Source organism: Sphingopyxis sp. H050 (assembly GCF_001468265.1).
Classification (GTDB): Bacteria; Pseudomonadota; Alphaproteobacteria; order Sphingomonadales; family Sphingomonadaceae; genus Sphingopyxis.
In genome coordinates, this window is the sequence record NZ_LNRZ01000005.1 from 340,902 (window position 1) to 362,837 (window position 21,936).

General features: G+C 64.9%; 21 protein-coding genes and 1 tRNA gene. 17 read left to right on the forward strand and 5 right to left on the reverse strand.

Annotation, left to right across the window (positions count from 1 at the left end; genetic code table 11):
- Nucleotides 1-90: 90 nt before the first annotated feature.
- From ATE67_RS12735 to ATE67_RS12780, 10 genes are all read left to right on the forward strand, one after another.
- Nucleotides 91-2,154 (forward strand): M13 family metallopeptidase, encoded by a 2,064-nt coding sequence (locus ATE67_RS12735; RefSeq protein ID WP_156417004.1) that lies wholly within the window; start codon nucleotides 91-93, stop codon nucleotides 2,152-2,154.
- A 108-nt stretch (nucleotides 2,155-2,262) separates the two neighbouring features.
- Nucleotides 2,263-4,623 (forward strand): hybrid sensor histidine kinase/response regulator, encoded by a 2,361-nt coding sequence (locus tag ATE67_RS12740; protein WP_058817105.1) that lies wholly within the window; start codon nucleotides 2,263-2,265, stop codon nucleotides 4,621-4,623.
- A complete protein-coding gene (locus tag ATE67_RS12745; RefSeq protein WP_058817030.1) occupies nucleotides 4,616-4,972 on the forward strand; it encodes a response regulator in 357 nt (118 codons plus the stop codon). The genes ATE67_RS12740 and ATE67_RS12745 overlap by 8 nt, the downstream gene beginning before the upstream one ends.
- A 117-nt stretch (nucleotides 4,973-5,089) precedes the next feature.
- The gene (recA, locus tag ATE67_RS12750; RefSeq protein ID WP_058817031.1) at nucleotides 5,090-6,172 is read left to right on the forward strand and encodes a recombinase RecA; all 1,083 of its coding nucleotides are present in this window, start codon (nucleotides 5,090-5,092) and stop codon (nucleotides 6,170-6,172) included.
- Between the two features lie 268 nt (nucleotides 6,173-6,440).
- Complete coding sequence (speB, locus tag ATE67_RS12755; protein ID WP_058817032.1) at nucleotides 6,441-7,256, forward strand: agmatinase; 816 nt, start codon at nucleotides 6,441-6,443, stop codon at nucleotides 7,254-7,256.
- 15 nt (nucleotides 7,257-7,271) lie between these two features.
- On the forward strand, nucleotides 7,272-7,922 hold the full coding sequence (locus tag ATE67_RS12760; RefSeq protein ID WP_058817033.1) for a glutathione S-transferase family protein: 651 nt from the start codon (nucleotides 7,272-7,274) through the stop codon (nucleotides 7,920-7,922).
- Nucleotides 7,912-8,484 (forward strand): hypothetical protein, encoded by a 573-nt coding sequence (locus ATE67_RS12765; protein ID WP_058817034.1) that lies wholly within the window; start codon nucleotides 7,912-7,914, stop codon nucleotides 8,482-8,484. The genes ATE67_RS12760 and ATE67_RS12765 overlap by 11 nt, the downstream gene beginning before the upstream one ends.
- 96 nt (nucleotides 8,485-8,580) lie before the next feature.
- Nucleotides 8,581-9,321 carry a hypothetical protein gene (locus ATE67_RS12770; protein WP_058817035.1) on the forward strand — a complete coding sequence of 247 codons (741 nt, stop codon included), beginning with the start codon at nucleotides 8,581-8,583 and terminating at the stop codon, nucleotides 9,319-9,321.
- 63 nt (nucleotides 9,322-9,384) lie between these two features.
- Nucleotides 9,385-12,042, forward strand: a complete 2,658-nt coding sequence (gene alaS, locus ATE67_RS12775) for an alanine--tRNA ligase (RefSeq protein ID WP_058817036.1) — start codon at nucleotides 9,385-9,387, stop codon at nucleotides 12,040-12,042.
- Nucleotides 12,039-12,521, forward strand: a complete 483-nt coding sequence (locus ATE67_RS12780) for an SRPBCC family protein (RefSeq protein ID WP_058817037.1) — start codon at nucleotides 12,039-12,041, stop codon at nucleotides 12,519-12,521. The genes alaS and ATE67_RS12780 overlap by 4 nt, the downstream gene beginning before the upstream one ends.
- A gap of 139 nt (nucleotides 12,522-12,660) precedes the next feature.
- On the opposite strand, the gene ATE67_RS12785 is transcribed toward ATE67_RS12780, so the two are convergent.
- The gene (locus ATE67_RS12785) at nucleotides 12,661-13,074 is read right to left on the reverse strand and encodes a holin family protein (RefSeq protein ID WP_058817038.1); all 414 of its coding nucleotides are present in this window, start codon (nucleotides 13,072-13,074) and stop codon (nucleotides 12,661-12,663) included.
- Nucleotides 13,075-13,135: 61 nt separating this feature from the next.
- Entirely contained in the window at nucleotides 13,136-13,705 is a 570-nt protein-coding gene (locus ATE67_RS12790) for a glycoside hydrolase family 108 protein (protein WP_058817039.1), read from the reverse strand.
- A gap of 71 nt (nucleotides 13,706-13,776) precedes the next feature.
- On the opposite strand from ATE67_RS12790, the gene ATE67_RS12795 reads away from it, so the two are divergent.
- The 3 genes from ATE67_RS12795 (at nucleotide 13,777) to ATE67_RS12805 (ending at nucleotide 16,121) form a co-directional block, all read left to right on the forward strand.
- A complete protein-coding gene (locus ATE67_RS12795) occupies nucleotides 13,777-14,754 on the forward strand; it encodes an NADPH:quinone oxidoreductase family protein (protein ID WP_058817040.1) in 978 nt (325 codons plus the stop codon).
- A 100-nt stretch (nucleotides 14,755-14,854) separates the two neighbouring features.
- Nucleotides 14,855-15,181, forward strand: coding sequence for an EF-hand domain-containing protein (locus ATE67_RS12800; protein ID WP_058817041.1), 327 nt, complete (start codon nucleotides 14,855-14,857; stop codon nucleotides 15,179-15,181).
- 97 nt (nucleotides 15,182-15,278) lie between these two features.
- Nucleotides 15,279-16,121, forward strand: a complete 843-nt coding sequence (locus tag ATE67_RS12805; RefSeq protein ID WP_058817042.1) for an amidohydrolase family protein — start codon at nucleotides 15,279-15,281, stop codon at nucleotides 16,119-16,121.
- 44 nt (nucleotides 16,122-16,165) lie between these two features.
- On the opposite strand, the gene ATE67_RS12810 is transcribed toward ATE67_RS12805, so the two are convergent.
- A tRNA-Pro gene (locus tag ATE67_RS12810) sits at nucleotides 16,166-16,242 on the reverse strand.
- Between the two features lie 278 nt (nucleotides 16,243-16,520).
- Here ATE67_RS12810 and yajC point away from each other — a divergent pair.
- The 3 genes from yajC to secF are packed head-to-tail and all read left to right on the forward strand — an operon-like array spanning nucleotide 16,521 to nucleotide 19,513.
- Nucleotides 16,521-16,850 (forward strand): preprotein translocase subunit YajC, encoded by a 330-nt coding sequence (yajC, locus tag ATE67_RS12815; protein WP_058817043.1) that lies wholly within the window; start codon nucleotides 16,521-16,523, stop codon nucleotides 16,848-16,850.
- Between the two features lie 50 nt (nucleotides 16,851-16,900).
- Nucleotides 16,901-18,517 carry a protein translocase subunit SecD gene (secD, locus tag ATE67_RS12820; RefSeq protein WP_058817044.1) on the forward strand — a complete coding sequence of 539 codons (1,617 nt, stop codon included), beginning with the start codon at nucleotides 16,901-16,903 and terminating at the stop codon, nucleotides 18,515-18,517.
- 15 nt (nucleotides 18,518-18,532) lie between these two features.
- Nucleotides 18,533-19,513, forward strand: a complete 981-nt coding sequence (secF, locus tag ATE67_RS12825) for a protein translocase subunit SecF (protein WP_058817045.1) — start codon at nucleotides 18,533-18,535, stop codon at nucleotides 19,511-19,513.
- A 1-nt stretch (nucleotide 19,514) separates the two neighbouring features.
- Here the strand turns inward: secF and ATE67_RS12830 are convergent, their stop codons facing one another.
- Both ATE67_RS12830 and ATE67_RS12835 read right to left on the reverse strand, forming a co-directional pair.
- Complete coding sequence (locus ATE67_RS12830; protein ID WP_058817046.1) at nucleotides 19,515-20,684, reverse strand: glycosyltransferase; 1,170 nt, start codon at nucleotides 20,682-20,684, stop codon at nucleotides 19,515-19,517.
- A gap of 103 nt (nucleotides 20,685-20,787) precedes the next feature.
- Entirely contained in the window at nucleotides 20,788-21,348 is a 561-nt protein-coding gene (locus ATE67_RS12835; RefSeq protein ID WP_058817047.1) for a helix-turn-helix domain-containing protein, read from the reverse strand.
- 86 nt (nucleotides 21,349-21,434) lie between these two features.
- Here ATE67_RS12835 and ATE67_RS12840 point away from each other — a divergent pair, with 86 nt between their 5' ends.
- Nucleotides 21,435-21,917 (forward strand): DUF6456 domain-containing protein, encoded by a 483-nt coding sequence (locus ATE67_RS12840; RefSeq protein ID WP_082660349.1) that lies wholly within the window; start codon nucleotides 21,435-21,437, stop codon nucleotides 21,915-21,917.
- The last annotated feature ends 19 nt before the right edge of the window (nucleotides 21,918-21,936 follow it).

Here is a 21,936-nt window from a genome sequence, read left to right on the forward strand (position 1 = left end):
GATAGGCGGGCCTATAGCTATCGCCATCGCAAGATCGTGCCGGCGTTGGAAGCGGCGGCGCGCCCTTCTTTTGTTTCACTGGGGAATCTCATGACTCGTTCGAAACTTTCTTCGCGCCTCATGGCGACCGCCGCGCTGGGCGCTGTTCTGCTCAGCCCGTTACCTGCCCTTGCCAAGGATGAGGCCGCAAAAACGCCCGCGACCACCACGGCGACCGCCAAGCCTGAAATCGGCGACTTCGGCTTCGACCTCTCTGGCATGGACAAGAGCGTCCAGCCGGGCGACGATTTCTACGCGTTCGCCAACGGAACCTGGGCGAAGAACACGCCGATCCCGGCCGACAAGTCGAACTATGGCATGTTCACCGCGCTCGCCGACCTGTCGCAGAAGCGCACCCGCGAGATTCTCGACGTCGCGAAGGGCGATCCGAACAGCATGATCGGCCGCGCCTATGCGTCCTACCTCGATTCCGCCGCGGTCGAGGCCAAGGGCCTTGCCCCGATCCAGCCATGGCTCACCAAGATCCGCAGCGTCGACAAGGCCGGCCTGGCCAAGTTGCTGGCGGAAGCCGACCGCAGCGGCGTCCAGCATTTCTTCGGCGGCTACGTCGGGCAGGACGACAAGAATCCCGACGTCTATATCTACACGATGTTCCAAGGCGGCATCGGCATGCCCGACCGCGACTTCTATCTGAAGGACGGCGACCGCAACACGAAGCTGCAGGCCGCATACCTGAAGCATCTGGAAAATGTGCTGGGGCTCGCTGGCGAACAGAATGCGGCGGCGCGGGCCAAGGCGATCTACGACTTCGAAAAGCAGATCGCGACCGTCCATTGGGACAAGAACGACAGCAGCGACGCGGTCAAAGTCTATAACAAGATGACCATTGCCGAACTGGCGCAGGCGGCGCCCGGCTTCGACTGGTCGACCTTCATCCGCGGTATCGGCGTCAACGAGGATACGCTCCTCGTGGCGCAGCCGAGCGCCTTCACGGGTGAGGCAAAGCTGATCGCCGCTGCGCCGATCGAGGTGATCCGCGACATCCTGACCGTCCGCAGCCTCGACGGCTTCTCGGGCGTCCTGCCCGACGCGGTCGCCAAGGAAGCCTTCTCCTTCTATGGCACTGCGCTGTCGGGTACGCCGCAGATGCAGGAGCGCTGGAAGCGCGCGGTCGACTTCACGACCAACAATATGGGCGAGGCCGTCGGCCAGGATTATGTCGCGAAATATTTCCCGCCCGAAACCAAGGCGGCGATGGACGTGCTGGTCAAGAATGTCCTCGCGGCGCTCGACACGCGTATCGGCAACCTAACTTGGATGCAGCCGCAGACGAAGGTCAAGGCGAAGAAGAAGCTCGCCAACTTCACGACCAAGATCGGCTACCCCGATCGCTGGAAGGATTACAGCAAGCTGGACATCCGCGCCGACGACCTGTTCGGCAACGCGCTCCGCTCGAACCAGTTCGCGCACGATGACAATATCAGCCGCCTCGGCGGTCCGATCCGCCGCTGGGAGTGGGGGATGACGCCGATGGAGGTCAACGCCTACGCCAATTTCGGCATGAACGAGATTGTCTTCCCCGCCGCGATCCTGCAGCCGCCCTTCTTCGATCCGAAAGCCGACGCCGCGATCAACTATGGCGGTATCGGCGCCGTCATCGGACACGAAATCAGCCATCATTTCGACGATCAGGGCGCAAAGTACGACGAGACCGGCAAGCTCGCCGACTGGTGGACGCCGCAGGACGTCGCGGCGTTCGAGGCCGCGGGCAAGGCGCTCGTCGCGCAATATGATGCCTATGAAATCCTGCCCGGCGAACGCCTCGACGGCACTTTCACCCTGGGCGAGAATATCGGCGATCTCGCCGGGCTGACGATCGCTTACGACGCGTACAAGAAGTCGCTCGGCGGCAAGCCGGCGCCGGTGATCGACGGCCTGACCGGCGATCAGCGCTTCTTCCTCGGCTGGGCGCAGGTGTGGCGTCGCAACTACCGCGAGCAGAATCTGTCGCAGCGGATCACAACCGATCCCCATTCGCCCTCGATCCAGCGCGCTTGGGTCTCGCGCAACCTCGATCCTTGGTATAAGGCGTACAGCGTCAAGGAAGGCCAGAAGCTGTATCTGGCGCCGAAGGATCGTGTCCGCATCTGGTGATGCGCCAACAGGAAAGTCTGACATTTGACCGCGCATAGCCTGCCTTCCGCTGAAACAGATTTCAGCCGGGGGGCGGGTTCCGCGGGGGCTTTTCAGCTTCCGGCAAACCTGTCGCGGATCGATGTCGCCATCATCGGCGGTCTGGCGCTGGCGTCGGTGGCGTTGTTCTTTTGGGCGACGCGCGACGCGGTGCTGGCCGCCGGCTTCCTTGCCGGACTGTCCCTCGTCGGCGGCGGCGTGCTGTTCGTCCGCCGGCTCTTCCCGGGCACGGCCGCCGGGGAATCCGGTTTCTCTGACTGGACCATGCTGCGCACCGCGGTCGATCATGACGATGTTGCGATCGCGGTGACCGACCGCGCCGGCCGCCTTGTCTGTGCGAATGACCTTTTCGCGACTTGGATGGGCGGGTTCGCAACCCCTCCGGGCCTGCCGCTTGAGGGCCGCGGGGTCGAACTGCTGAAAAATGCCGGCAAGAGTGCATGGCGCGACGGTGAGGGCATTGTCGACGATGTCGCGGTCGGTTCGTTGCACCTGCGGGCGCAGGTGACGCGCACCGGACAAGCCGAGGATTATCTCGTCTGGCGCTTTTCTGCGCTCGAACGGGTCGACATTGCCACCGAAATCTTGCGCCATCTTGAGGGCCCGGCCGGCCTCACGCTCGGCAACGCGGGGGTTATGGCCGCGCTGGTGAACGCCGAGGGGCGGCTGCGTGTCGCGAACAGGGCCTTCCTCCTCCGCGCCTTGGGCGAGGTCGATGCGACCCATTATGCGGGCCGCGACGTCGCGCCGATGCTGCGCCTCGACGATGCGGGTTCGCTCTATTTCGCGCGTGAGGGCGACCGCGCGACGCCGGTGCGGATGATCCAGATTCCGCTCGTCCCCGCCGACCCGCACGGGCCGATCCTGCTCGCAATGCTTGACGAGGAAATGGGCCCGGCCGATCGCGGCACGGCGCAGGCCTATGTCGAAACCTTGCTGTCGCTGCTGCCTTTCGGCCTCGCGCTCGTCGATCGCGACGGGCGTTTCCTTTACATGAACCGGGCCTTTGGCCGGGCGGCCGGCATCGGCGACGGCAAGCCGCCGCGCTACCCCGGCGACCTCGTCGTTGGCGAGGACAAGAGCCCGCTCGCCGACATGATCCGCCGCCACAGCAGCGGGCAACAGGTCGGCGGCGACCTGTCTATCCGCCTGGTGGGCCAGAGCGACGAGCCGGTGTCGATGCGCGTCGTCGGCGTCCGGGGGCTCGGCGAGGCGGCGGTGCTGCTCAGCCTCAAGGATTCGAGCGAGGAGTCGCGCCTCAAGCGCCAGGTCGCGCAGGCCTCCAAGATGCAGGCGGTCGGCCAGCTTGCCGGCGGCGTCGCGCACGACTTCAACAATATCCTGACCGCGGTACTCGGCGCCTGCGACCTGATGCTGATGCGGCATACGCCCGGCGACAGCGATTATGACGATATCCAGCAAATCCGCAGCAACGCGAACCGCGCCGCCAGTCTGACACGGCAATTGCTGGCCTTCTCGCGCCAGCAGACGCTGCGACCGCAGATCCTGCAGCTGCCTGACGTGATTTCGGAAGTGTCGCACCTGCTGAAGCGGCTGATCGGCGATACGGTCCAGCTTTCGGTCCATCACGGCCGTGGTCTCGGCGCCGTGCGCGCCGATCCGGGGCAGCTCGAACAGGTGATCATCAACCTGGCGGTGAACGCGCGCGACGCGATGCCCGGCGGGGGTACGCTGACGATCGAGACCTATCCGGTGTCGGCCGCCGATGTGCGCCAGATGGGCAACGAGTTCATGCCGCCCGCCGATTACAGCGCGCTCAAAGTGAGCGATACCGGGACCGGGATCCCGGCCGATATCCTGCCCAAGATTTTCGAGCCTTTCTTCACGACCAAGGATGTGGGGAAGGGTACGGGCCTTGGTCTGTCGACGGTCTATGGCATCATCAAGCAATCGGCCGGGTTCATTTTCGCCGACAGCAAGCCGGGCGAGACGAGCTTTACCGTTTATCTGCCCGTGCATCGCGCCGAAAATGGGGCGCCCGCAACCCCGCAGCCGCCGGTCAAGCCCAAGAAGAGCCAATGGGGCACCGGCACCATCCTGCTGGTCGAGGACGAGGATATGGTGCGCGCGGTCGCGGAACGAGCACTGACCCGTGCGGGTTATAGCGTCGTCACCGCATCGCAGGGGGAAGAGGGGCTGGAACGGTTTGCCGCCATGGACAAGATCGACCTGATCGTCAGCGATGTCGTCATGCCGACGATGGACGGTCCCGCAATGGTGCGGGCGATGCGCGCGAAACGGCCGACCTTGCTGGTGCTTTTCATGTCGGGCTATGCCGAGGAACAGCTGCGCCAGTCGATCAACATCGACGATGTCGCTTTTCTGCCGAAACCCTTCTCGGTTGCCCAGCTGGCCGAGGCGGTGTCGGCGGCGCTCGACAATGCCGCGCATCGGATTGCCAATGACTGACGCCCCCCGCATCCTGCTTGTAGAGGACGATGTGCTGATCGGCATGATGCTCGCCGACATGTTCGACGCGCTCGGCCTGCCCGAGCCGGCACAGGCCACCACAAAGGACGACGCTCTCGCCATCATTGCCTCCGAATCGATCGACGGTGCGCTCGTCGACATCAATCTTGGCGAGGAAAAGGGCTGGCCGGTTGCCGATGCGCTGACGGAACGCGGCATACCCTTCGCGTTCACCTCGGGCGGGGGTGATGTGATTCCAGCCGAGCATGCGAATCGCCGGTTGGTCACCAAGCCGTTCCGGATCGGCGACATCGAGGCGGCACTCGACGAATTTCGGTCCGAAACCTGAGCAATTTTCACGCTCCAATTTTCTTTTGTTCCTTACTTGTTCTACAAGAACAAATGTGGCACATAGTCGGCCATTGCGATGCTTCTGCGGTCGCTTTAGAGCTGGAAAGGGACGGTCATGGCCGGACAGTTGTCACTCGTCGAATCGGGGAAATCAGTGAACGGAACGGATAGGCAGAAGGCGCTCGACGCCGCGCTCGCGCAGATCGATCGCGCGTTCGGCAAGGGCTCGGTGATGAAGCTGGGGTCGAAGGAAGCGATGCAGGTCGAGGCGATCTCGACCGGGTCGCTCGGGCTCGACATCGCGCTCGGAGTCGGCGGTCTGCCGCGCGGACGCGTCATCGAAATCTATGGCCCGGAAAGTTCGGGCAAGACGACGCTGGCGTTGCACACGCTCGCCGAGGCGCAAAAGACCGGCGGCACCGTCGCCTTCGTCGATGCCGAACATGCGCTCGACCCGGTCTATGCCCGCAAACTCGGCGTGAACATCGACGAACTGATCGTTTCGCAGCCCGACACGGGCGAGCAGGCGCTCGAAATCGTCGATACGCTGGTGCGATCGAATGCGATCGACGTGCTCGTCGTCGACTCGGTCGCCGCGCTCGTCCCGCGCGCCGAAATCGAGGGCGAGATGGGCGACAGCCATGTGGGCCTGCAGGCGCGCCTGATGTCGCAATCGCTGCGCAAGCTCACCGGCTCGATCAGCCGTTCGCGCTGCATGGTGATCTTCATCAACCAGCTGCGCATGAAGATCGGCGTGATGTATGGCAATCCGGAGACCACGACCGGCGGCAATGCGCTCAAATTCTATGCTTCGGTTCGTCTCGACATCCGCCGCACCGGCCAGATCAAGAATGGCGACGAGATCGTCGGCAACACCACCCGCGTCAAAGTCGTCAAGAACAAGGTCGCGCCGCCGTTCAAGCAGGTCGAGTTCGACATCATGTACGGGCAAGGCATTTCGAAGATCGGCGAGATTCTCGACATCGGCGTTAAGGCCGGGCTCGTCGAAAAATCGGGCGCGTGGTTCAGCTACGACTCGATCCGCATCGGGCAGGGCCGCGAAAATGCGAAGAATTTCCTGACCGAGAACCCCGAACTGCGCGAACGTCTGGAAGCTGCGATTCGCGGCCGCACCGATGCGGTGGCCGAGGAAATGATGGCCGGTCCCGACGACGACGGCGACGACGGCGATATCTGATCGCCACAGCATACGCTATCCGGCCGGTTTCCCCCTCCCATAAACCGGCCGGCCGACGGCGGCGGGCCTCGCGGCTTCCTTGCGGCTGCCAAAGATCTGCACATGTCCCTCTCGCAGATCGGCCCGCCCGCCGTTGATCGGGCGTTCAGGCCAAGCCATTTTCCGCGTGGACATGGCGCTGTTGGGAAGGGCGGTGGTGCCCGCCCGGCTTAGGGAACCCCACGCGGATGGTCCTTGCGCGGGTCCTGCTGCTAGCTACAAGCAGCGCATGCCCGCGATCCGCCTCTTCGGCTTGCCGACCGACATCAACAGCAGTTTCGAGCGAGGCGCCGCCGGTGGTCCCGCCGCCATTCGGGCGGCGCTGCGCAGCGATCGCGGCAATCTGGCGAGCGAGCTCGGGCCCGAGATCGGGACCGACATCGCCTTTTCCGATGATGGCGACCTTCCACTGACCGAAGACGCGGCGCGCGACGATGCGGCGATCCGGCGCCATGTCGCCATGCTCCAAAAGGATGGCGAAGTGCCGCTCGCGCTCGGCGGCGACCATGCGGTGAGCTTTCCACTCGTTGAAGCGGCCGCGACCTGCTTCGGGCCGGTAACTATCCTGCATTTCGATGCCCACCCCGATCTCTACGACGATTTCGGCGGCAATCCGCGCAGCCACGCGTCGCCTTTTGCGCGTATCTGCGAGGCCGGCCATGCCAAGCGGCTGGTGCAGGTCGGGATCCGGACCTTGAATGGGCATTGCCGCGAACAAGCCAAGCGTTTCGGGGTCGAGATCGTCCCGATGGCGGGCTTCACGCCCGACGATGTGCCGGTGTTGGACGGCCCGCTCTATATTTCGATCGACCTCGACGGCCTCGACCCGTCGGCGGCGCCCGGCGTAGCGCATCCCGAACCCGGCGGGCTGACGGTGCGCGAGGTGCTCGCCGTGCTGCACAAGCAGACCGCGCCGATCGTCGGCGCCGACATCGTCGAGCACCACCCCGGCCGCGACGTCGGTGACGTGACAGCAATCCTAGGCGCCAAGCTGGTGCGCGAACTTGCGGCGCTGATCGACCGCAATGGAACTTACCCCCAATAAGCGAAGGAGAGCGCGATGAGCTTGATCGTCCACCATCTCAACAACAGCCGCTCGCAGCGCATCTTGTGGCTGCTCGAAGAGATCGGCATTCCCTACGAGATCAAATTCTACGACCGCGACCCGATCACCAATCTCGCGCCGCCGGAGTTGGTCGCGGTGCATCCGCTCGGCAAATCTCCGGTGCTGGAGGACCGCAATGATTCCGCGTCCGGCGGGCGGGGCCGCATCATAATCGAGTCCGCGGCGATCGCCGAATATTTGTGCGACTATCATGGTGGCAGTGCGCTTGTGCCACAGCGTGGGACCGATGATCATGTCCGCCACCTGCAATGGATGCACTTCGCCGAGGGGTCGGCGATGACACCGATCCTGCTGCGCCTCTACACCGCGCGGCTTGGCGAAGCGGCAGCCACGCTCGAACCGCGGATCGCGCAGCAACTCGATTCGCATTTTTCCTATATGGAGAACGAAGTCAGCGATGCCGGCCATTTCGTCGGCGACAATCTGTCGGCGGCGGACATCATGCTGAGCTTTCCGGCAGAGATCGCGATCATGCAGGGCATGGCGCCGCGCTATCCTAAACTCGCGAATTTTGTGAACGCCTGCCACGATCGTCCGGCTTGGCGCCGCGCGAGAGAAAAGGGCGGCGCCTATTATGGCTATTGACCGCCGCTGGCTTGCTCTCGCGGTTCCGTTGCTTCTTCTCGGCGCGACCCCGCCGCTCGGCACGGACGTCGAACGCGACGTGGTCGTGCCGGATGGCGTCGTTTTTAAGCCGACGTCTGTCGATGAAAGCGCCGCGATGGACCGTTTCGCCGCCTATACGATGGCACTCGCCAAACGGGACTTTGCGTCGGCCTACGCGATGCTGCGCCTTTCCTTCCAGGCTTCGAACCCACGGCTCGAGTGGGAGATGAACCAGCGCAAGCGGGCGACGCTGTGGGCCGACGGCCAAATCCGCGTGCTGCGTCTCAGCTGGTACCTCGATCCCGCAGGCCAGCCGCCGGGACTTTACGCTGCGTTCGATTTCCGCGGCGATCGCAAGGACGGCACGATGGATTGCGGCTATGTCGTCGTTCACCGTGCCGAGTCGGCAAGCGGCTTCACCGTCGTTCGCGTCGATACCTCCGAAGTTCCGCCGACGCTGATCGAGGAAGGCGTCCCGAAGGCCGAGGTGCTGCGCGAGCTGCCCTGCTATCTGGGCAAGGGGATCGCGACCGCATTTTGAGATGTTGGCGGCCGCTATATAAATTTGCGGTTGCGGATCGGCACTGCATTGCACAATGTCCGCCCGGGTCGTTTCTGCATGGTAGGGACGGGGTAAATGGGGATGATGGCGTTTGCGTTGCTGGCGGCGACGGCTGCCGGCCAGCCCGAGATCAAGATCGAGGCTGTTGCTGGTAAAGGTTATCTTGCAACGGTCGAGATGATCGACGCCGATCAGTACGACCCCGTTGTCGACCGCATCAAGGCGATCGCAATTCAGCGCTGCGGAAAGCTGAAGTCGCGCTTCGGCCGCTATTATTTCGACAACCAGGTGGATGTTGAGCGCGGCGTGATGGTGATCAAGAATTTCCGCCAGCATTTTTCCTGTTTCGACCCCGCGACCGATCCTTACAAGGCGGTGCCGGCCGACTGGAAGCCCAGCGCCGCCGAAGTCGCCGCCGCGACGAAATTCGTCGCAGGCTTTCTCGAAAACTTGGACAAGGGCAATGGCGCCGCGCTGGCGAAGATGATGGACCCGGCGCTCGAAGCTACACCGGCCGAGATGCAACGCTTCAGCGAGGAAGCGAAGATGCACCAGACGGGAGCGGGCCGCTTCACGTCCAGGCTCGACGGCTGGCTGAACAACCCCGAAGATGCCATTTATCCTGGCGCTTACGCCTATTTCGCAGTGCTCAGTTCGCATCCCGGGATCGCCGGAACCTGCGGCGGATTGCTTGTCTACCGAGTCCGCGAGGGCGTTTACAATATCTCGCAATATGATGTGCGCTATATTTCCCAGCAGTTGATCGATGAGGCCGGATATAGCGACGAGGAACTTAATCGTCTCTGCCAGCGGTAGGGCAGCGGCACGGCGACGCGCATGATGCTTGAGAAACGCGCCGCGCCGCACTAGATCGCGCGCATGACATCGACCAACGACATTCGCCGCTCTTTTCTCGACTATTTCGGGGAGGCGGGACATCATATCGAGCCATCGGCGCCGCTGGTGCCGTACAACGACCCGACGCTGATGTTCGTCAACGCGGGCATGGTGCCGTTCAAGAATGTCTTCACCGGGCTGGAAAAGCGGCCGTACAGCACCGCGGCCTCGTCGCAGAAATGCGTGCGCGCGGGCGGCAAGCACAACGACCTCGACAATGTCGGCTATACCGCGCGGCATCATACCTTTTTTGAAATGCTGGGGAATTTCTCCTTCGGCGACTATTTCAAGGAGCAGGCGATCCATCATGCGTGGACGCTGATCACCAAGACCTGGGGCCTTAGCCCTGAGAAACTGACCGCGACGGTCTATCACACGGACGATGAAGCTTTCGAACTGTGGAAGAAGATCGCGGGGCTGCCCGAGGATCGCATCATCCGCATCCCGACGAGCGATAATTTCTGGTCGATGGGCGACACCGGGCCGTGCGGACCGTGCAGCGAAATCTTCTATGACCATGGCGACCATATCTGGGGCGGCCCGCCGGGATCGCCGGAGGAAGACGGCGACCGTTTCGTCGAGATCTGGAACCTGGTGTTCATGCAGTATGAGCAACTGCCCGGCGGCGAGCGCGTCGACCTCCCGCGGCCCAGCATCGACACCGGCATGGGACTGGAGCGCGTTGCGGCGGTGCTGCAGGGCGTCCACGACAATTACGACACGGACACGTTCAAGGCGCTGATCGCGGCGTCTGTCGATTTGACCGGTGTCCCGGCCGAGGGGGCGACGCAGGCGAGCCACCGCGTGATCGCCGATCACCTCCGCGCGTCGAGCTTCCTCGTCGCCGACGGGGTGCTGCCGTCGGCCGAGGGCCGGGGCTACGTCCTGCGCAGAATCATGCGCCGCGCGATGCGCCACGCGCATCTGCTGGGCGCGAAGGATCCGTTGATGCACCGGCTGCTGCCGTCGCTCACCGCCGAGATGGGCGCCGCCTATCCCGAGCTGATCCGCGCGCAGCCGCTAATCGCAGAGACGCTGGAGCGCGAAGAGACCAAGTTCCGCCAGACGCTCGACAAGGGGCTTCGCCTGCTCGACGAGGCGACGGCTCAAATGGGCAAGGGCGATACGCTGCCCGGTGAGGTCGCGTTCAAGCTCTACGACACTTATGGCTTCCCCTATGACCTGACGGAGGACGCGCTGCGCGCGAACGACATTTCGGTCGATCGCGCAGGCTTCGATGCGGCGATGGCGCAGCAGAAGGCGGCGGCGCGCGCCGCTTGGAAGGGCAGCGGCGAGAAGGCGTCGGAGGAAATCTGGTTCGACCTCGCCGAGAGCAACGGCAGCACTGAGTTCACGGGTTACACCTCGACCGCGGGCGAGGCGACGGTGATCGGCCTGGTCAAGGACGGTCAGCCGGTCGATCAGGCGAAGGCTGGCGACGCGGTCGTCGTGTTGACCAACCAGACGCCCTTCTATGGCGAGAGCGGCGGCCAGATGGGCGACGCGGGGACAATCGCGACGCTGGAGGGCGCCAAGGCGTTCGTCAGCGATACGGGCAAGCCGCTGGGACGGCTGCACGCGCATCAGGCGAAGCTGGAGGCCGGAACGCTGAAGGTCGGCGACACGGTGCAGCTCACCGTCGATGCCGCGCGGCGCGACCGTATCCGCGCCAACCACAGCGCGACGCACTTGCTGCACGCGGCGCTGCGTAACCGCTTGGGCGGGCATGTGACGCAGAAGGGCAGCCTCGTCGCCGAGGATCGCTTCCGCTTCGACTTCTCGCACCCCAAGGCGCTGACCGCCGAGGAGATTGCCGAGATCGAGGCCGACGTGAACGCGCAGATCCGCGGTAACGAAGCCGTGTCGACGCGGCTGATGACGCCCGACGATGCGGTCGCGGCGGGGGCGCTGGCGCTGTTCGGCGAGAAATATGGCGACGAAGTGCGCGTGCTCAGCATGGGCGCAGCGGACGACAAATCATATTCGGTCGAGCTTTGCGGGGGGACGCATGTCCGCGCGCTGGGCGACATCGCGCTGTTCAAGATCGTCAGCGAATCCGCGGTTTCGTCGGGCGTGCGGCGCATCGAGGCGCTGACCGGCGAGGCGGCGCGGCTGTGGCTGAACAGCCGCGACGAGGCGCTGAAGGCTGCCGCGGCTGCGCTGAAAACGTCGCCTGACGAAGTGCCGGCGCGTGTTGCGACGCTTGCCGAGCAGCTCAAGAAGGTCGAGCGCGAACTGGCCGACGCGAAGAAAGCGCTTGCGCTCGGCGGTTCTGCCGGTGCTGGCGGCGGCGCGGCTTCCGGACCGGCGGTCGAGCAGGTCGGAGATACCGCTTTTCTGGCGCAGGTCGTCGATGGTCTCGATCCCAAGGAATTGCGCGGCACGGTCGATGGCCTCAAGAAGCAGGTCGGCAGCGGCGTCGCGATGCTCGTCGCGGTCAACGACGGGCGCGCTTCGGTCGCGGTCGGCGTGACCGACGACAAGACGGGCAGTCACAGCGCGGTCGAGCTGGTCAAGGCTGCGGTCGCGGCGCTCGGCGGGCAGGGCGGCGGCGGGCGTCCCGACATGGCGCAAGGCGGTGGCCCCGACGGTGGCGCGGCCAACGACGCCGTCGCCGCGGTCAAAGCAGCGCTCGCTTGAAGCCGACCAAGAAGACGCGGCGCACCGATCATGCCGAAAGGCTGATCGCGGCGCCGCTGGTCGATGTCTTCGCGGCCTTTACCAGCGCCGACAAGCTGGCGCGGTGGCTGCCGCCGGAGGGCGCGACGGGGACGTTCGAGCATGTCGATCTGAGCGCGGGCGGCGGCTTTCTGATGCGGCTGACGTTCGATGACGCCGATGTCGAGACCAAAAGCGACGATGATAGCGATGTCGTCGAGGTCTATATCCCGACGCTGGACGACGGGCGACTGATCGTGTGGGAGGTCGAGTTCGAATCCGACGATCCACGCTTTTCAGGAACGATGGCGATGCACTGGTATCTGTCGCGGCAGGGGGGCGGCACGCTGGTCACGGTCGACGCGCATCAGGTGCCGCCGGGGATTTCGGCGAAGGATCATGTGGCGGGGCTGAATTCGTCGCTGGCGAATTTGGCGCGGGTGGTGGAGGGGGCGGCTTGAAAAAGCCGTGCGCCCCCGCGGAGGCGGGGGCCCATCATCCGGCCGCGCCATTTCGAACTGGCGGGAGATGGGTCCCCGCCTTCGCGGGGACACACGACTGAGAGCGAGGCTTGAAGTGAGAGCAAGGCTTGGAGAAGCTTTAGCTCTCGATCCCCTTGACCTTCCCCCATGCCCGCGCCGCGGTGTAGCCGAGATAGCCCGTCCCGAAGAGCGCGTAGAGCGGCTCAGGAATGCCGGCGAGATAGGCGTTCATGCCCTCGGCGATACCCTTTGCCATGTCGGGCCGCGCGGCGGCGATGAGGCCCATCGGGATCGCCCACAGCAGCAATGCATACATGACATAAAGGAAGCTCGGCCGCGCGCGGCTGGTCCAGGGGTCGGCGCTGCTTGCTTCGGCGACGATCGCGGTCATGCGCGTCTTGATCGCCTCCATTTCCTGGCTGCCTTCGAGCTTTAAAAGTTCGAGCTTGGCGCGGTCGCGCGCTTCGGGGTCGGGGATGATCTTGTCGATCAGCTTGGCGACGGGGCCGATCAGGCCTTCGATGATGCTCATTCGGCTACTCCTTTATTGTCAAAGTTCAGTGAAGTTCAGCCTCATGGCGGGCCCCGATGCGTCAGGCCTCGCCGATGCGGTTCGCGAGCCAGCCGTAGAGAAAGGCCTCCTGGCTGGGGCGGCGTTCGGCGAGCGCGATGTAGCGCTCACCCTGCAGCGCCTCCATCGCGCGCAGCAGGACGGTTTCGCCGCCTTTGCCGCGCGCTTTCAGGAAGCCGTCGAGCGCCGACAGCGTGCGCGGGCCGATGTCGCGGTCGACCGCAATGTCGGGATAGTCGCGCGCGGCGCGGTTGAGCGCGTTGAGCGCGCGCTGGAGGAAACCGGCTGCGGTGGCGGTTCCCATGTTGACGCCGGTATCGAACAGCTCGGCCGCGATCCTTGGTGCGCGCAGGGCCACCTTGTCGAAGCCGGGGCGCAGCCAATAGAGGCGGCGATAGATGGCGGCTGCATCGGCGCGAGGCAGTTCGCGCATGCAGCCTTCATAGCCCTGCGCGCGTGCCACCGCCTCGGTGATCCCCCAACAGGTCGGGCCGCCACGATCGGCGGGGTGGTTTACATATCGGCCTTCGCGGTCGATGACGGCATCGATCAACGCGTCGGCGTCGCTGATCGAGGGGTCGGGTCTTGGCATGATTCGCTCCTTTGGTTCTCGTAGATGTGATAACGAACCATATAGGAATATTGTAGGAAAGGGCTTTTTCGATGCGGGCGCTCCAGGTGCGCGAATTGCTTTCCGATCATGGCGGCGCGGGGATCGTCGACCTGCCGATTCCGGATCCGGCTCCCGGTGAGGTGCGGGTGCGGGTGCGCGCGGCGGGGGTGAATTTTCCCGACCTGCTGATGACCGGCGGCGGCTATCAGTTGAAGCCCGAACTGCCGTTCGTATCGGGCCTCGAGTTTGCCGGCGAAGTCGATGCGGTGGGTGCAGGCGTCGCCGATTGGGACGTCGGCGATGCGGTGGTCGGCGGCAACCGGTTTGGAGCCATGGCCGAATATGCGGTGGTTCCGGCGGGCGCGCTGCGCCCCAAACCGGCCGCGCTGGGTTGGGAGGAGGCCGCGGCCTACCCCGTCGCCTATCTCACCGCCTATGTGGCGCTGGTCCGTTGCGGGCGGATCGAGGCGGGCGAGACCTTGCTGGTGCATGGCGCAGCGGGCGGCGTGGGGCTGGCCACCGTCGATCTGGCGAAGGCGCTGGGCGCGAAGGTGATCGCGGCGGCGAGTAGCGCGGAAAAGCGCGACGCAATTGGGCGGCTCTACGCCCCCGACGCCGTGATCGCGGCCCATGCCGGCTTTCGCGAAGAGGTAAAGCGGCTGACCGGTGGCAAGGGGGCCGATGTGATTTTCGACCCGGTGGGCGGCGATGTGTTCGACGAATCGACGCGCTGCATCGCGTTCGGCGGGCGGCTGCTGGTGATCGGCTTTGCGTCGGGGCGGATCCCCGAGGTGTCGGTCAACATGCCGCTGATCAAGGGCTTTTCGATCGTCGGGGTGCGCGCGGGCGAATATGGCCGGCGCTTTCCCGAGCGCGGCGCCGAGAATGTCGCGGCGATCGATGCGCTGGCGGCGGCGGGGATGATCCGGCCGCATGTCCATGCTGCGCTGGACCTGGGCGACTGGCGCAAAGGCTTCGCGATGCTGGAACGGCGCGAGGTGATCGGCAAGGTCGTGCTGAAACCGTGACGAGCCGAGCTGCGCCGGCATAGTTTTGCGACGTTCAAGCTGGCATGTCGGCGCCGGGGTATCCCGGCGCACGCGCCGTTCATGACCAAAAGGACGTAGAATGAAGAAGTTTATGATGATCGCCGCTGCGGCGGGCCTGATTCCGGCCATCGCGTCGGCGCAGCCGCCAAAGGACGATGGCCGCCTTTTCGCGATGATCGACACCAATGGCGACGGCAAGCTCGACAAGGCCGAGGTCACCAAGATGGCCGAGATGCGCGCCCAGAAGCAGGGCGATCCGAGCCTGGCGTCGCCCGACAAGGTCGATGCCTTCATCAAGCATGTTGACGCCAACGGCGACGGCATGATCGACAAGGGCGAGATCGAAAAGATGCGCAGTGCCCGCGCCCCCGCGCCGCCGGCCGAGGCGCCGTCGGGCACGAACTAAGAACAAGGGGCGGCTTGCGGGCCGCCCCTTATTCTCTTTAAAAGCAGACAGCTTAAAGCCAGACAGACCGCCGATTAAGCGACGATTGGGAGATGGAATGCGGCCCTTGCTCGTTGCTCTTGCGCTCGCGATGCCGACGACCGCGTTCGGTCAGGACCGGGTTATCGATACGCACGTCCATTTGTGGAACGGAGAGGCGTCGATCCGCGAATATGAGGCGCAGCTCAAGGCGGCGGGTCAGTCGGTCTCCGCGTTCGGCGCGATGTGGTTCGGCGGACCCAATCAGGCGTTGGCGGGCAATCCCGACGATATTCGCGCGCGCAACGACGCACTGATCGCGCTGGCCGCGCAGCATAAGGGGATGATCGCGATTGCGACGGTCCATCCCTATGACGGCGACGCGGCGCTCGCCGAGGTCGATCGCGTCGCCGCGCGCGGCGTCAAGCTGCTGAAGATCCATCCGCACACGCAGCAGTTCGACGTGGCCGACCCGCGCGTGCTGGCGCTGGTCAAGCGGGCGGGCGAGGCGGGGCTGATCGTCGTGATGGACAATGCGAACATCTTGCCCGGCGACAGCGAAAATCTGTTCAACCTGGCGCTGAAAGCGCCGAAGACGCGCTTCATCTTCGCACATATGGGCGGGCTTAATTTCCGCTTCTGGAACATGCTGGCGCTGGCGCGGACAGCGGAAAATCTGTTCGCCGACAATATCTATTTCGACATCAGTGCTGGCGTGATCCTGGCCGCCGATTCCCCGATAGAAGCCGAGTTCGTCTGGACGATCCGCAACGTGGGGGTCGATCATGTGCTGCTGGCGTCGGACTTTCCGCAGATCTCGCTGCCGAAAACGATCGAAGCGTTCGAGAAGCTGGATCTGACAGCGGAAGAGAAAGCGAAGATCCGCGCGGGTAACGCGCGAAAATTGCTTGGGCTCGATTGAGCTAAGCGGCCAACCCGCCTTGAGGATATGGCCTTTGGTAAAATTGGTCGGGACGAGAGGATTCGAACCTCCGACCCCCACACCCCCAGTGTGATGCGCTACCAGGCTGCGCTACGTCCCGACCGGCCCGATTGGGCAGGCGAGGCCCCTAGCGCGGCTTGGACGGCGATGCAAGGCTCTCCTGAGCAAAGACGAAGCACGGTGATGGCCGTTCGCCGACATTCTTTCCGCCCGCCCTTGACCTGCCTGCCGCGCTTCCCATTTCGGCGAGCGCCAACGGGGGAGGGATGAAGCGACTTGCTTGCGCGCCCGGCCCCTGCGTGATAGGCGCCGCGCCATATTTTTCTTGGCCTTTCCGCACCGGATCGGCCGAGGCTGTAACGAGAAAGTTCTTCATTCATGTCGACCAATCTGCTTCTGACCCAGGCGGCCGGATCGGGGGGCGGGGCCTTCGCCTTTGCCCAGATCATCCCGATGATCCTGATCTTCGTCGTGTTCTGGTTCTTCCTGATCCGCCCCCAGCAGGTGCGGATGAAGGAGCATCGCGCCAAGATCGCAGCGGTGAAGCCGCGCGATCAGGTCGTGACTGGCGGCGGCATCGTCGGCAAGGTCACGCGCGTCGACGATGAATATGCCGACGTGGAAATCGCGCAGGGCGTGAAGATCAAGGTCGTGAAGGCCACTTTGTCGGATGTGGTTTCGCCGGGCGCAAAGCCCGCGAACGACTGACGTTTCGGCGCCGCGATCGCGGCGCTGTCCAGACCAACCGGAACATCATCATGCTCGATTTCCCGCGCTGGAAGACCATCGGCATCAGCATCATTCTGGTGCTGGGCATCCTGTTTTCCATTCCCAGCTTCCTGCCGCAAAAGGTGCACGACAGCCTGCCGGGCTTCCTGCAGGCCAAGGTCAATCTGGGCCTCGACCTTGCGGGCGGCAGCCATCTGCTGCTCGAGGCCGATCTCGCCGACCTGCAGAAGACGCAGCTCGCCAATATGGAAAAGACCGTGCGCGCCGCGATGCGCGGCGACCGCGGGCCTGACGACGATATCGCGATCGGCGAACTGTCGAACGCCGGCGGCAAGATCAGTTTCCTGGTCCGCGACCAGCGCCAGCTCGACGCGGCGCGCGATCGGCTGTTCAACGAGACCGGCGGCGCGGGGATCGCGACCGGCCAGCGCGACTGGCGCATCGACGTCGTCGACACGACGCGGATCGTGCTGACGCCGACGTCGGCGGGGCAGACGCAGGCCGTGGCCAATGCGATGGACACTGCGCGCGACATCATCGACCGCCGCGTCAACGCGTTGGGGACGCGCGAACCGACGATCATCCGCGAGGGAACCGACCGCGTCGTCGTGCAGGTTCCGGGTCTGCAGGATCCGTCGGCGCTCAAGGAGCTGATCGGCAAGACCGCGCGCCTGGAGTTCCGCATGGTCGACGCCAACGCCGATCCCAACGAGGCCGCGGCGGGCCGCGCGCCGGTCGGCAGCGAAATCGTCCCCTATGCGGAAGGCGAGGGCAATGGCGCGCGCTTCGAAGTGCTGCGCCGTCAGGTGATGATCAGCGGCGAGCAGTTGATCGACGCCAAACAGAGCTATGATCCCCAGAATAACCAGCCGGTCGTGTCGATCCGCTTCGATTCGGGCGGGTCGAGCACCTTCGCCAAGGTGACGGCGCAGAGCGTCGGCCAGCGGTTCGCGATGGTCCTCGACGGCAAGGTGCTGTCGGCGCCGTCGATCAACGAACCGATCCTGGGCGGCAGCGCACAGATTTCGGGCAGCTTCAGCGTCGCAAGCGCGAACGCGCTGGCGATTTCGCTCCGCTCCGGCGCGCTGCCGGTGAAAATGGAAGTCGTTGAAGAGCGCACGGTAACCCCCGAACTCGGCAAGGATTCGATCGAGAAGGGCGCGATCGCGGGCATCATCGCGACCGTCTCGGTGCTGGTGCTGATGATCGTCGTATACGGCCGCTTCGGCGTCTATGCGTGCATCGCGCTGTTCTTTAACATCTTCCTGATCATCGCGATCATGGCGGCGTTCAATGCGACGCTCACGTTGCCGGGCATCGCCGGCTTCGTGCTGACGATCGGCGCCGCGGTCGACGCGAACGTGCTGATCAACGAGCGCATACGCGAGGAGTTGAAACGCGGGCGCAAGGTCTTCCAGGCGGTCGAGCTGGGCTATTCCGAGGCCAGCCGCGCGATCTTCGATGCGAACGTGACCAACGTCATCGCCGCCTCGCTGATGTTCTGGTTCGGATCGGGTCCGATCAAGGGCTTCGCCGTGGTGCTGACCATCGGCATCGTCACCAGCGTCTTCACCGCCGTCACCGTCACGCGCATGTTCGTTGCCCACTGGCTGCGGACCAAGCGCCCGACGACGATCAACATTTAAGGAGGGAGCAGAGAGATGCGCTTGCTGAAACTCGTCCCCGACGACACCAATATCGATTTCCTGCGGTGGCGAAAATTCGCCTCGTTCATGAGCTTTTTCCTCGTTGTGGTTTCGATTGCGCTCGTCGCCGTGAAGGGGCTGAACTTCGGCGTCGACTTCGTCGGCGGCCAGTCGGTCCGCGTCGAATTTTCCCAGACAATGCCAGCGATCGACGAGATTCGCGAAAAGGTCGGTAACATCGGCCTTGGCGAAGCGACGATCCAGCAGTTCGGATCGGATAAGGCGGTGTCGATCCGCACCGCGCTGCCCGAAGGCGACAAGGCGGCCGCCGAACGCGCGGGCAAGCAGCTGGTGGACGGAATCCACAAAGCGTTTCCGACCGCCAAGACCGGCTCTGTCGAGACGGTGTCGGGCAAGGTGTCCGAGGAGCTGATCCGGACAGGCGCGCTCAGCCTGGGGCTCGCGATCCTGGGCATCTCGATCTACATCTGGATCCGGTTCGAGTGGCAATTTGGCGTCGGCGCGCTCGGCCGCCTGTTCCACGAGGTATCGCTGACCTTCGGGCTGTTCGCGGTGACGCAGATGCAATTCGATCTCAACAGCGTCGCGGCGCTGCTGACGATCGTCGGCTATTCGCTCAACGACACGATCGTCGTCTATGACCGCATTCGCGAAAACCTTAAAAAATACCGCAAGATGGAGATCATTCCGCTCCTTAATCTCAGCATCAACGAGACGCTGTCGCGCACGGTCATGACCACGGTCGCGATGGTGCTGGCGCTCGGCATGCTGTTGATCTTTGGCCCGGACGTGATCTTCGGCTTTACTGCCGCGATGCTGTTCGGCGTGTTCATCGGCGGTTATTCGTCGGTTCTGATGTCGACGCCGGTGCTGGTGTGGTTGAAGGTTGGTCCCGACAGCTTCGTGCCGCGCACCAGCGCGGGCGCAGGCGGTGCGGAACGCGTCGAGCGCAAGGACGACGGCGCGGTTGTGTAAGCTAGCGGCCAGCGCAGCAGCGGAGATGCTCCGCCAGCTCGCGGCCGTTGCGATCCCAGTCGAAGCGGCCGCCAAGGCTGGCAGCCACGTCTTCGGGTGACGGCGGCGCCGCGAGGATCGATTGCACGGCCGCGGCGATGGCGCCCGGCGTCCGCTCGACGATGCGCCCGGCGACGGGCGACGTGACGAGTTCGCCAGCGCCCCCTGCGTCGCTGATGACGATGGGGGTGCCGCAAGCGAGCGCCTCGACCCACGCATTGGCGAGGCCTTCGCTGATGGAGGGCGTCACGACGACATCGGCGGCGCGGTAGAGCCGTGGCAGATCGGCGTTGGCGACGGGACCCATCAGATGGACGCGGTCGGCGACGCCGAGGCGCTTGGCAAGCGCGCGATAGCGGCCTTCCTCTTCGCCGGCGCCGGCGAGCCAGTAGTGGACGCCGGGTAGCGCTGGCAGGGCTTCGATCACGAGGGCCTGGCCCTTGCGCGGAATGAGCGCACCCACGGTCGCGATCGCCGATGCATCGCCCATGCCGAGCGCGGCCCGCGCCGCGGCGCGGTCGCCGGGATGGAACCGCGTCGGGTCGATGCCGGTGTAGTGGACCGCGACCTTCGCAGGGTCGATGCCGATGGCGGCCATATCGCGGCGCAGGGCGTCGGACACGGCGAGCAGGCCCGCGGCCCGGCGGCCCGCCTCGATCACCGGCGGCGCGGTCGCGGAGTCATGGCCAAAGTGGCTGATGTCGGCGCCGCGCGCCTTGGCCGAGAAGGGCAGGCCGAGCGCGTCGGCGACGCGCATCGCGGCGGGGCCGTCGGGATAGAAGAATTGCGCATCGACGACATCGAACGACCGGCCGCGAACCGCCGATAGGACCGCGCGGGCAACCTTCGCGGGGTTGAAGCGGGCGCCGTAACGCGGGATCAACGTGAAGCGCGGGCGGTGGACGGTCAGGCCGTGCCATTCCTCGGTGCGCGGCAGGCTCCGCAGCACGCGGTAGCGCTTGTGGAGCGAGAGCGGGAACGGCGGCAGGCCAACTGGCGCGACGACCGTCAACTCGATGCCCGGCTGTGCGGCGAGCGCGCGCAGGCTTCTCTCGACGAACAGGCCGAAGTTAGGCCGCGCCGCATCGGGGAACAGGGTCGCGATGGAGAGGACGCGGAGAGGAGCAGTCATCCGTGACACCTCATCCGTTTGTGCTGAGCTTGTCGAAGCACCGTTCTTCCTTGGCGACATAGAAAAGGGACGGTCCTTCGACAAGCTCCGGGCGAACGGGGGCTTAGAGGGTCCGAATCAGGCGCACGGCGATCGCCGCCCAGGGCGGGTTGCTGACGACCTGCTGGCGCTGACCGGTGCCGAACGGGAGCAGATGGAGCTTTTCGCCGTCGACGTTGAGCAGGCGGGCGAAGAAGAAGCGTCCAGCGGGCCGGGGGACGAGGATGTCGCGGTTGAGCGCGGTCGTCCAGTCGCCCTCGATCCGGCGGCACCAGATTTCGTCGCCCGCGCGATAATCGCCGATCGACGAGGTTACGCGCACCGCGACCATGTCCTCGCCCGGCCGCGCGGTGAGCGCCTGTTCGACCCGCGTCGGCGCTTGCGCACCGTCGGCGCCGAGGTGCGCGGTTATGGTGAGCTGGGTATCCTGCGGCAATTGGACGAGCTCGGCGGCTTCGACCCCCAGCGCCTTGGCGATGCGGTTCATCCAGCCCAATGACAGCGTTCGCGTGCCGGTTTCAAGGCGGCCGATCGTCTGTGCGGTCGTTGGCGGATCGCAGCGCTGGCCCACCTCCTCGAGCGTCAGGCCTTTGGCGCGGCGCACGGCGCGGATGCTGTTGATCATTGTCTATCCTTGAATAACCAAATCGGTTTCTACTTTCCTACAAAATAATCCAATGTCAAGTGAGTCTTGCAACCAAGGAGAATCGCATGACTGCACGCCGCCTCGACACGCGCATCCACCCGGACGACCGGCTCGATCCCGACAAGGTAGGGCCGCAAGTGATGCGGCATGTGACGGTGAATGTCGCGGAGAGCCCGATCGCCTGGCTTGCGGCGCGGGGGCTGTTGACCGGCGCGCAGTTGCAGGCCGGCGAGCGCCTGCGGGCCGATTATGAGCGCGCGGGATTGTCGGCGCGGGTGACGATGCGCTGGGATGCGGCCCCGCCGGCAAAGGGCCGCGGCGGCGCGCGGGCGTCGGACGCGTCGCTGGCGCGGATCGATGCCCGTCGGCGCTTTCATGCTGCGGTCGATCATGTCGGGCCCGGGCTTGCGGATATATGCTGGCGCGTGATCTGTGCGGGCGAGGGGATCGGCGGCGCGGAGAAAGCGATGGGATGGCCTGCGCGATCGGGGAAGCTGGTGCTGGGGCTGGCGCTCGATCGGCTGGCGCGGTTTTACGGGATGGGGTGAGGAGGCCCAAGGTCCGCTC

Excerpts from the sequence above, each read along its gene's own strand:
- ATE67_RS12770 (WP_058817035.1), top strand. The coding sequence starts at position 8,581 with ATGGGGATGATGGCGTTTGCGTTGCTGGCGGCGACGGCTGCCGGCCAG.
- yajC (WP_058817043.1), top strand. The coding sequence starts at position 16,521 with ATGTCGACCAATCTGCTTCTGACCCAGGCGGCCGGATCGGGGGGCGGG.
- ATE67_RS12785 (WP_058817038.1), bottom strand. The coding sequence starts at position 13,074 with ATGAGCATCATCGAAGGCCTGATCGGCCCCGTCGCCAAGCTGATCGAC.
- recA (WP_058817031.1), top strand. The coding sequence starts at position 5,090 with ATGGCCGGACAGTTGTCACTCGTCGAATCGGGGAAATCAGTGAACGGA.
- ATE67_RS12800 (WP_058817041.1), top strand. The coding sequence starts at position 14,855 with ATGAAGAAGTTTATGATGATCGCCGCTGCGGCGGGCCTGATTCCGGCC.
- alaS (WP_058817036.1), top strand. The coding sequence starts at position 9,385 with ATGACATCGACCAACGACATTCGCCGCTCTTTTCTCGACTATTTCGGG.
- ATE67_RS12745 (WP_058817030.1), top strand. The coding sequence starts at position 4,616 with ATGACTGACGCCCCCCGCATCCTGCTTGTAGAGGACGATGTGCTGATC.
- ATE67_RS12760 (WP_058817033.1), top strand. The coding sequence starts at position 7,272 with ATGAGCTTGATCGTCCACCATCTCAACAACAGCCGCTCGCAGCGCATC.
- speB (WP_058817032.1), top strand. The coding sequence starts at position 6,441 with ATGCCCGCGATCCGCCTCTTCGGCTTGCCGACCGACATCAACAGCAGT.
- ATE67_RS12795 (WP_058817040.1), top strand. The coding sequence starts at position 13,777 with ATGCGGGCGCTCCAGGTGCGCGAATTGCTTTCCGATCATGGCGGCGCG.
- ATE67_RS12830 (WP_058817046.1), bottom strand. The coding sequence starts at position 20,684 with ATGACTGCTCCTCTCCGCGTCCTCTCCATCGCGACCCTGTTCCCCGAT.
- secD (WP_058817044.1), top strand. The coding sequence starts at position 16,901 with ATGCTCGATTTCCCGCGCTGGAAGACCATCGGCATCAGCATCATTCTG.
- secF (WP_058817045.1), top strand. The coding sequence starts at position 18,533 with ATGCGCTTGCTGAAACTCGTCCCCGACGACACCAATATCGATTTCCTG.
- ATE67_RS12835 (WP_058817047.1), bottom strand. The coding sequence starts at position 21,348 with ATGATCAACAGCATCCGCGCCGTGCGCCGCGCCAAAGGCCTGACGCTC.
- ATE67_RS12765 (WP_058817034.1), top strand. The coding sequence starts at position 7,912 with ATGGCTATTGACCGCCGCTGGCTTGCTCTCGCGGTTCCGTTGCTTCTT.
- ATE67_RS12805 (WP_058817042.1), top strand. The coding sequence starts at position 15,279 with ATGCGGCCCTTGCTCGTTGCTCTTGCGCTCGCGATGCCGACGACCGCG.
- ATE67_RS12735 (WP_156417004.1), top strand. The coding sequence starts at position 91 with ATGACTCGTTCGAAACTTTCTTCGCGCCTCATGGCGACCGCCGCGCTG.
- ATE67_RS12840 (WP_082660349.1), top strand. The coding sequence starts at position 21,435 with ATGACTGCACGCCGCCTCGACACGCGCATCCACCCGGACGACCGGCTC.
- ATE67_RS12790 (WP_058817039.1), bottom strand. The coding sequence starts at position 13,705 with ATGCCAAGACCCGACCCCTCGATCAGCGACGCCGACGCGTTGATCGAT.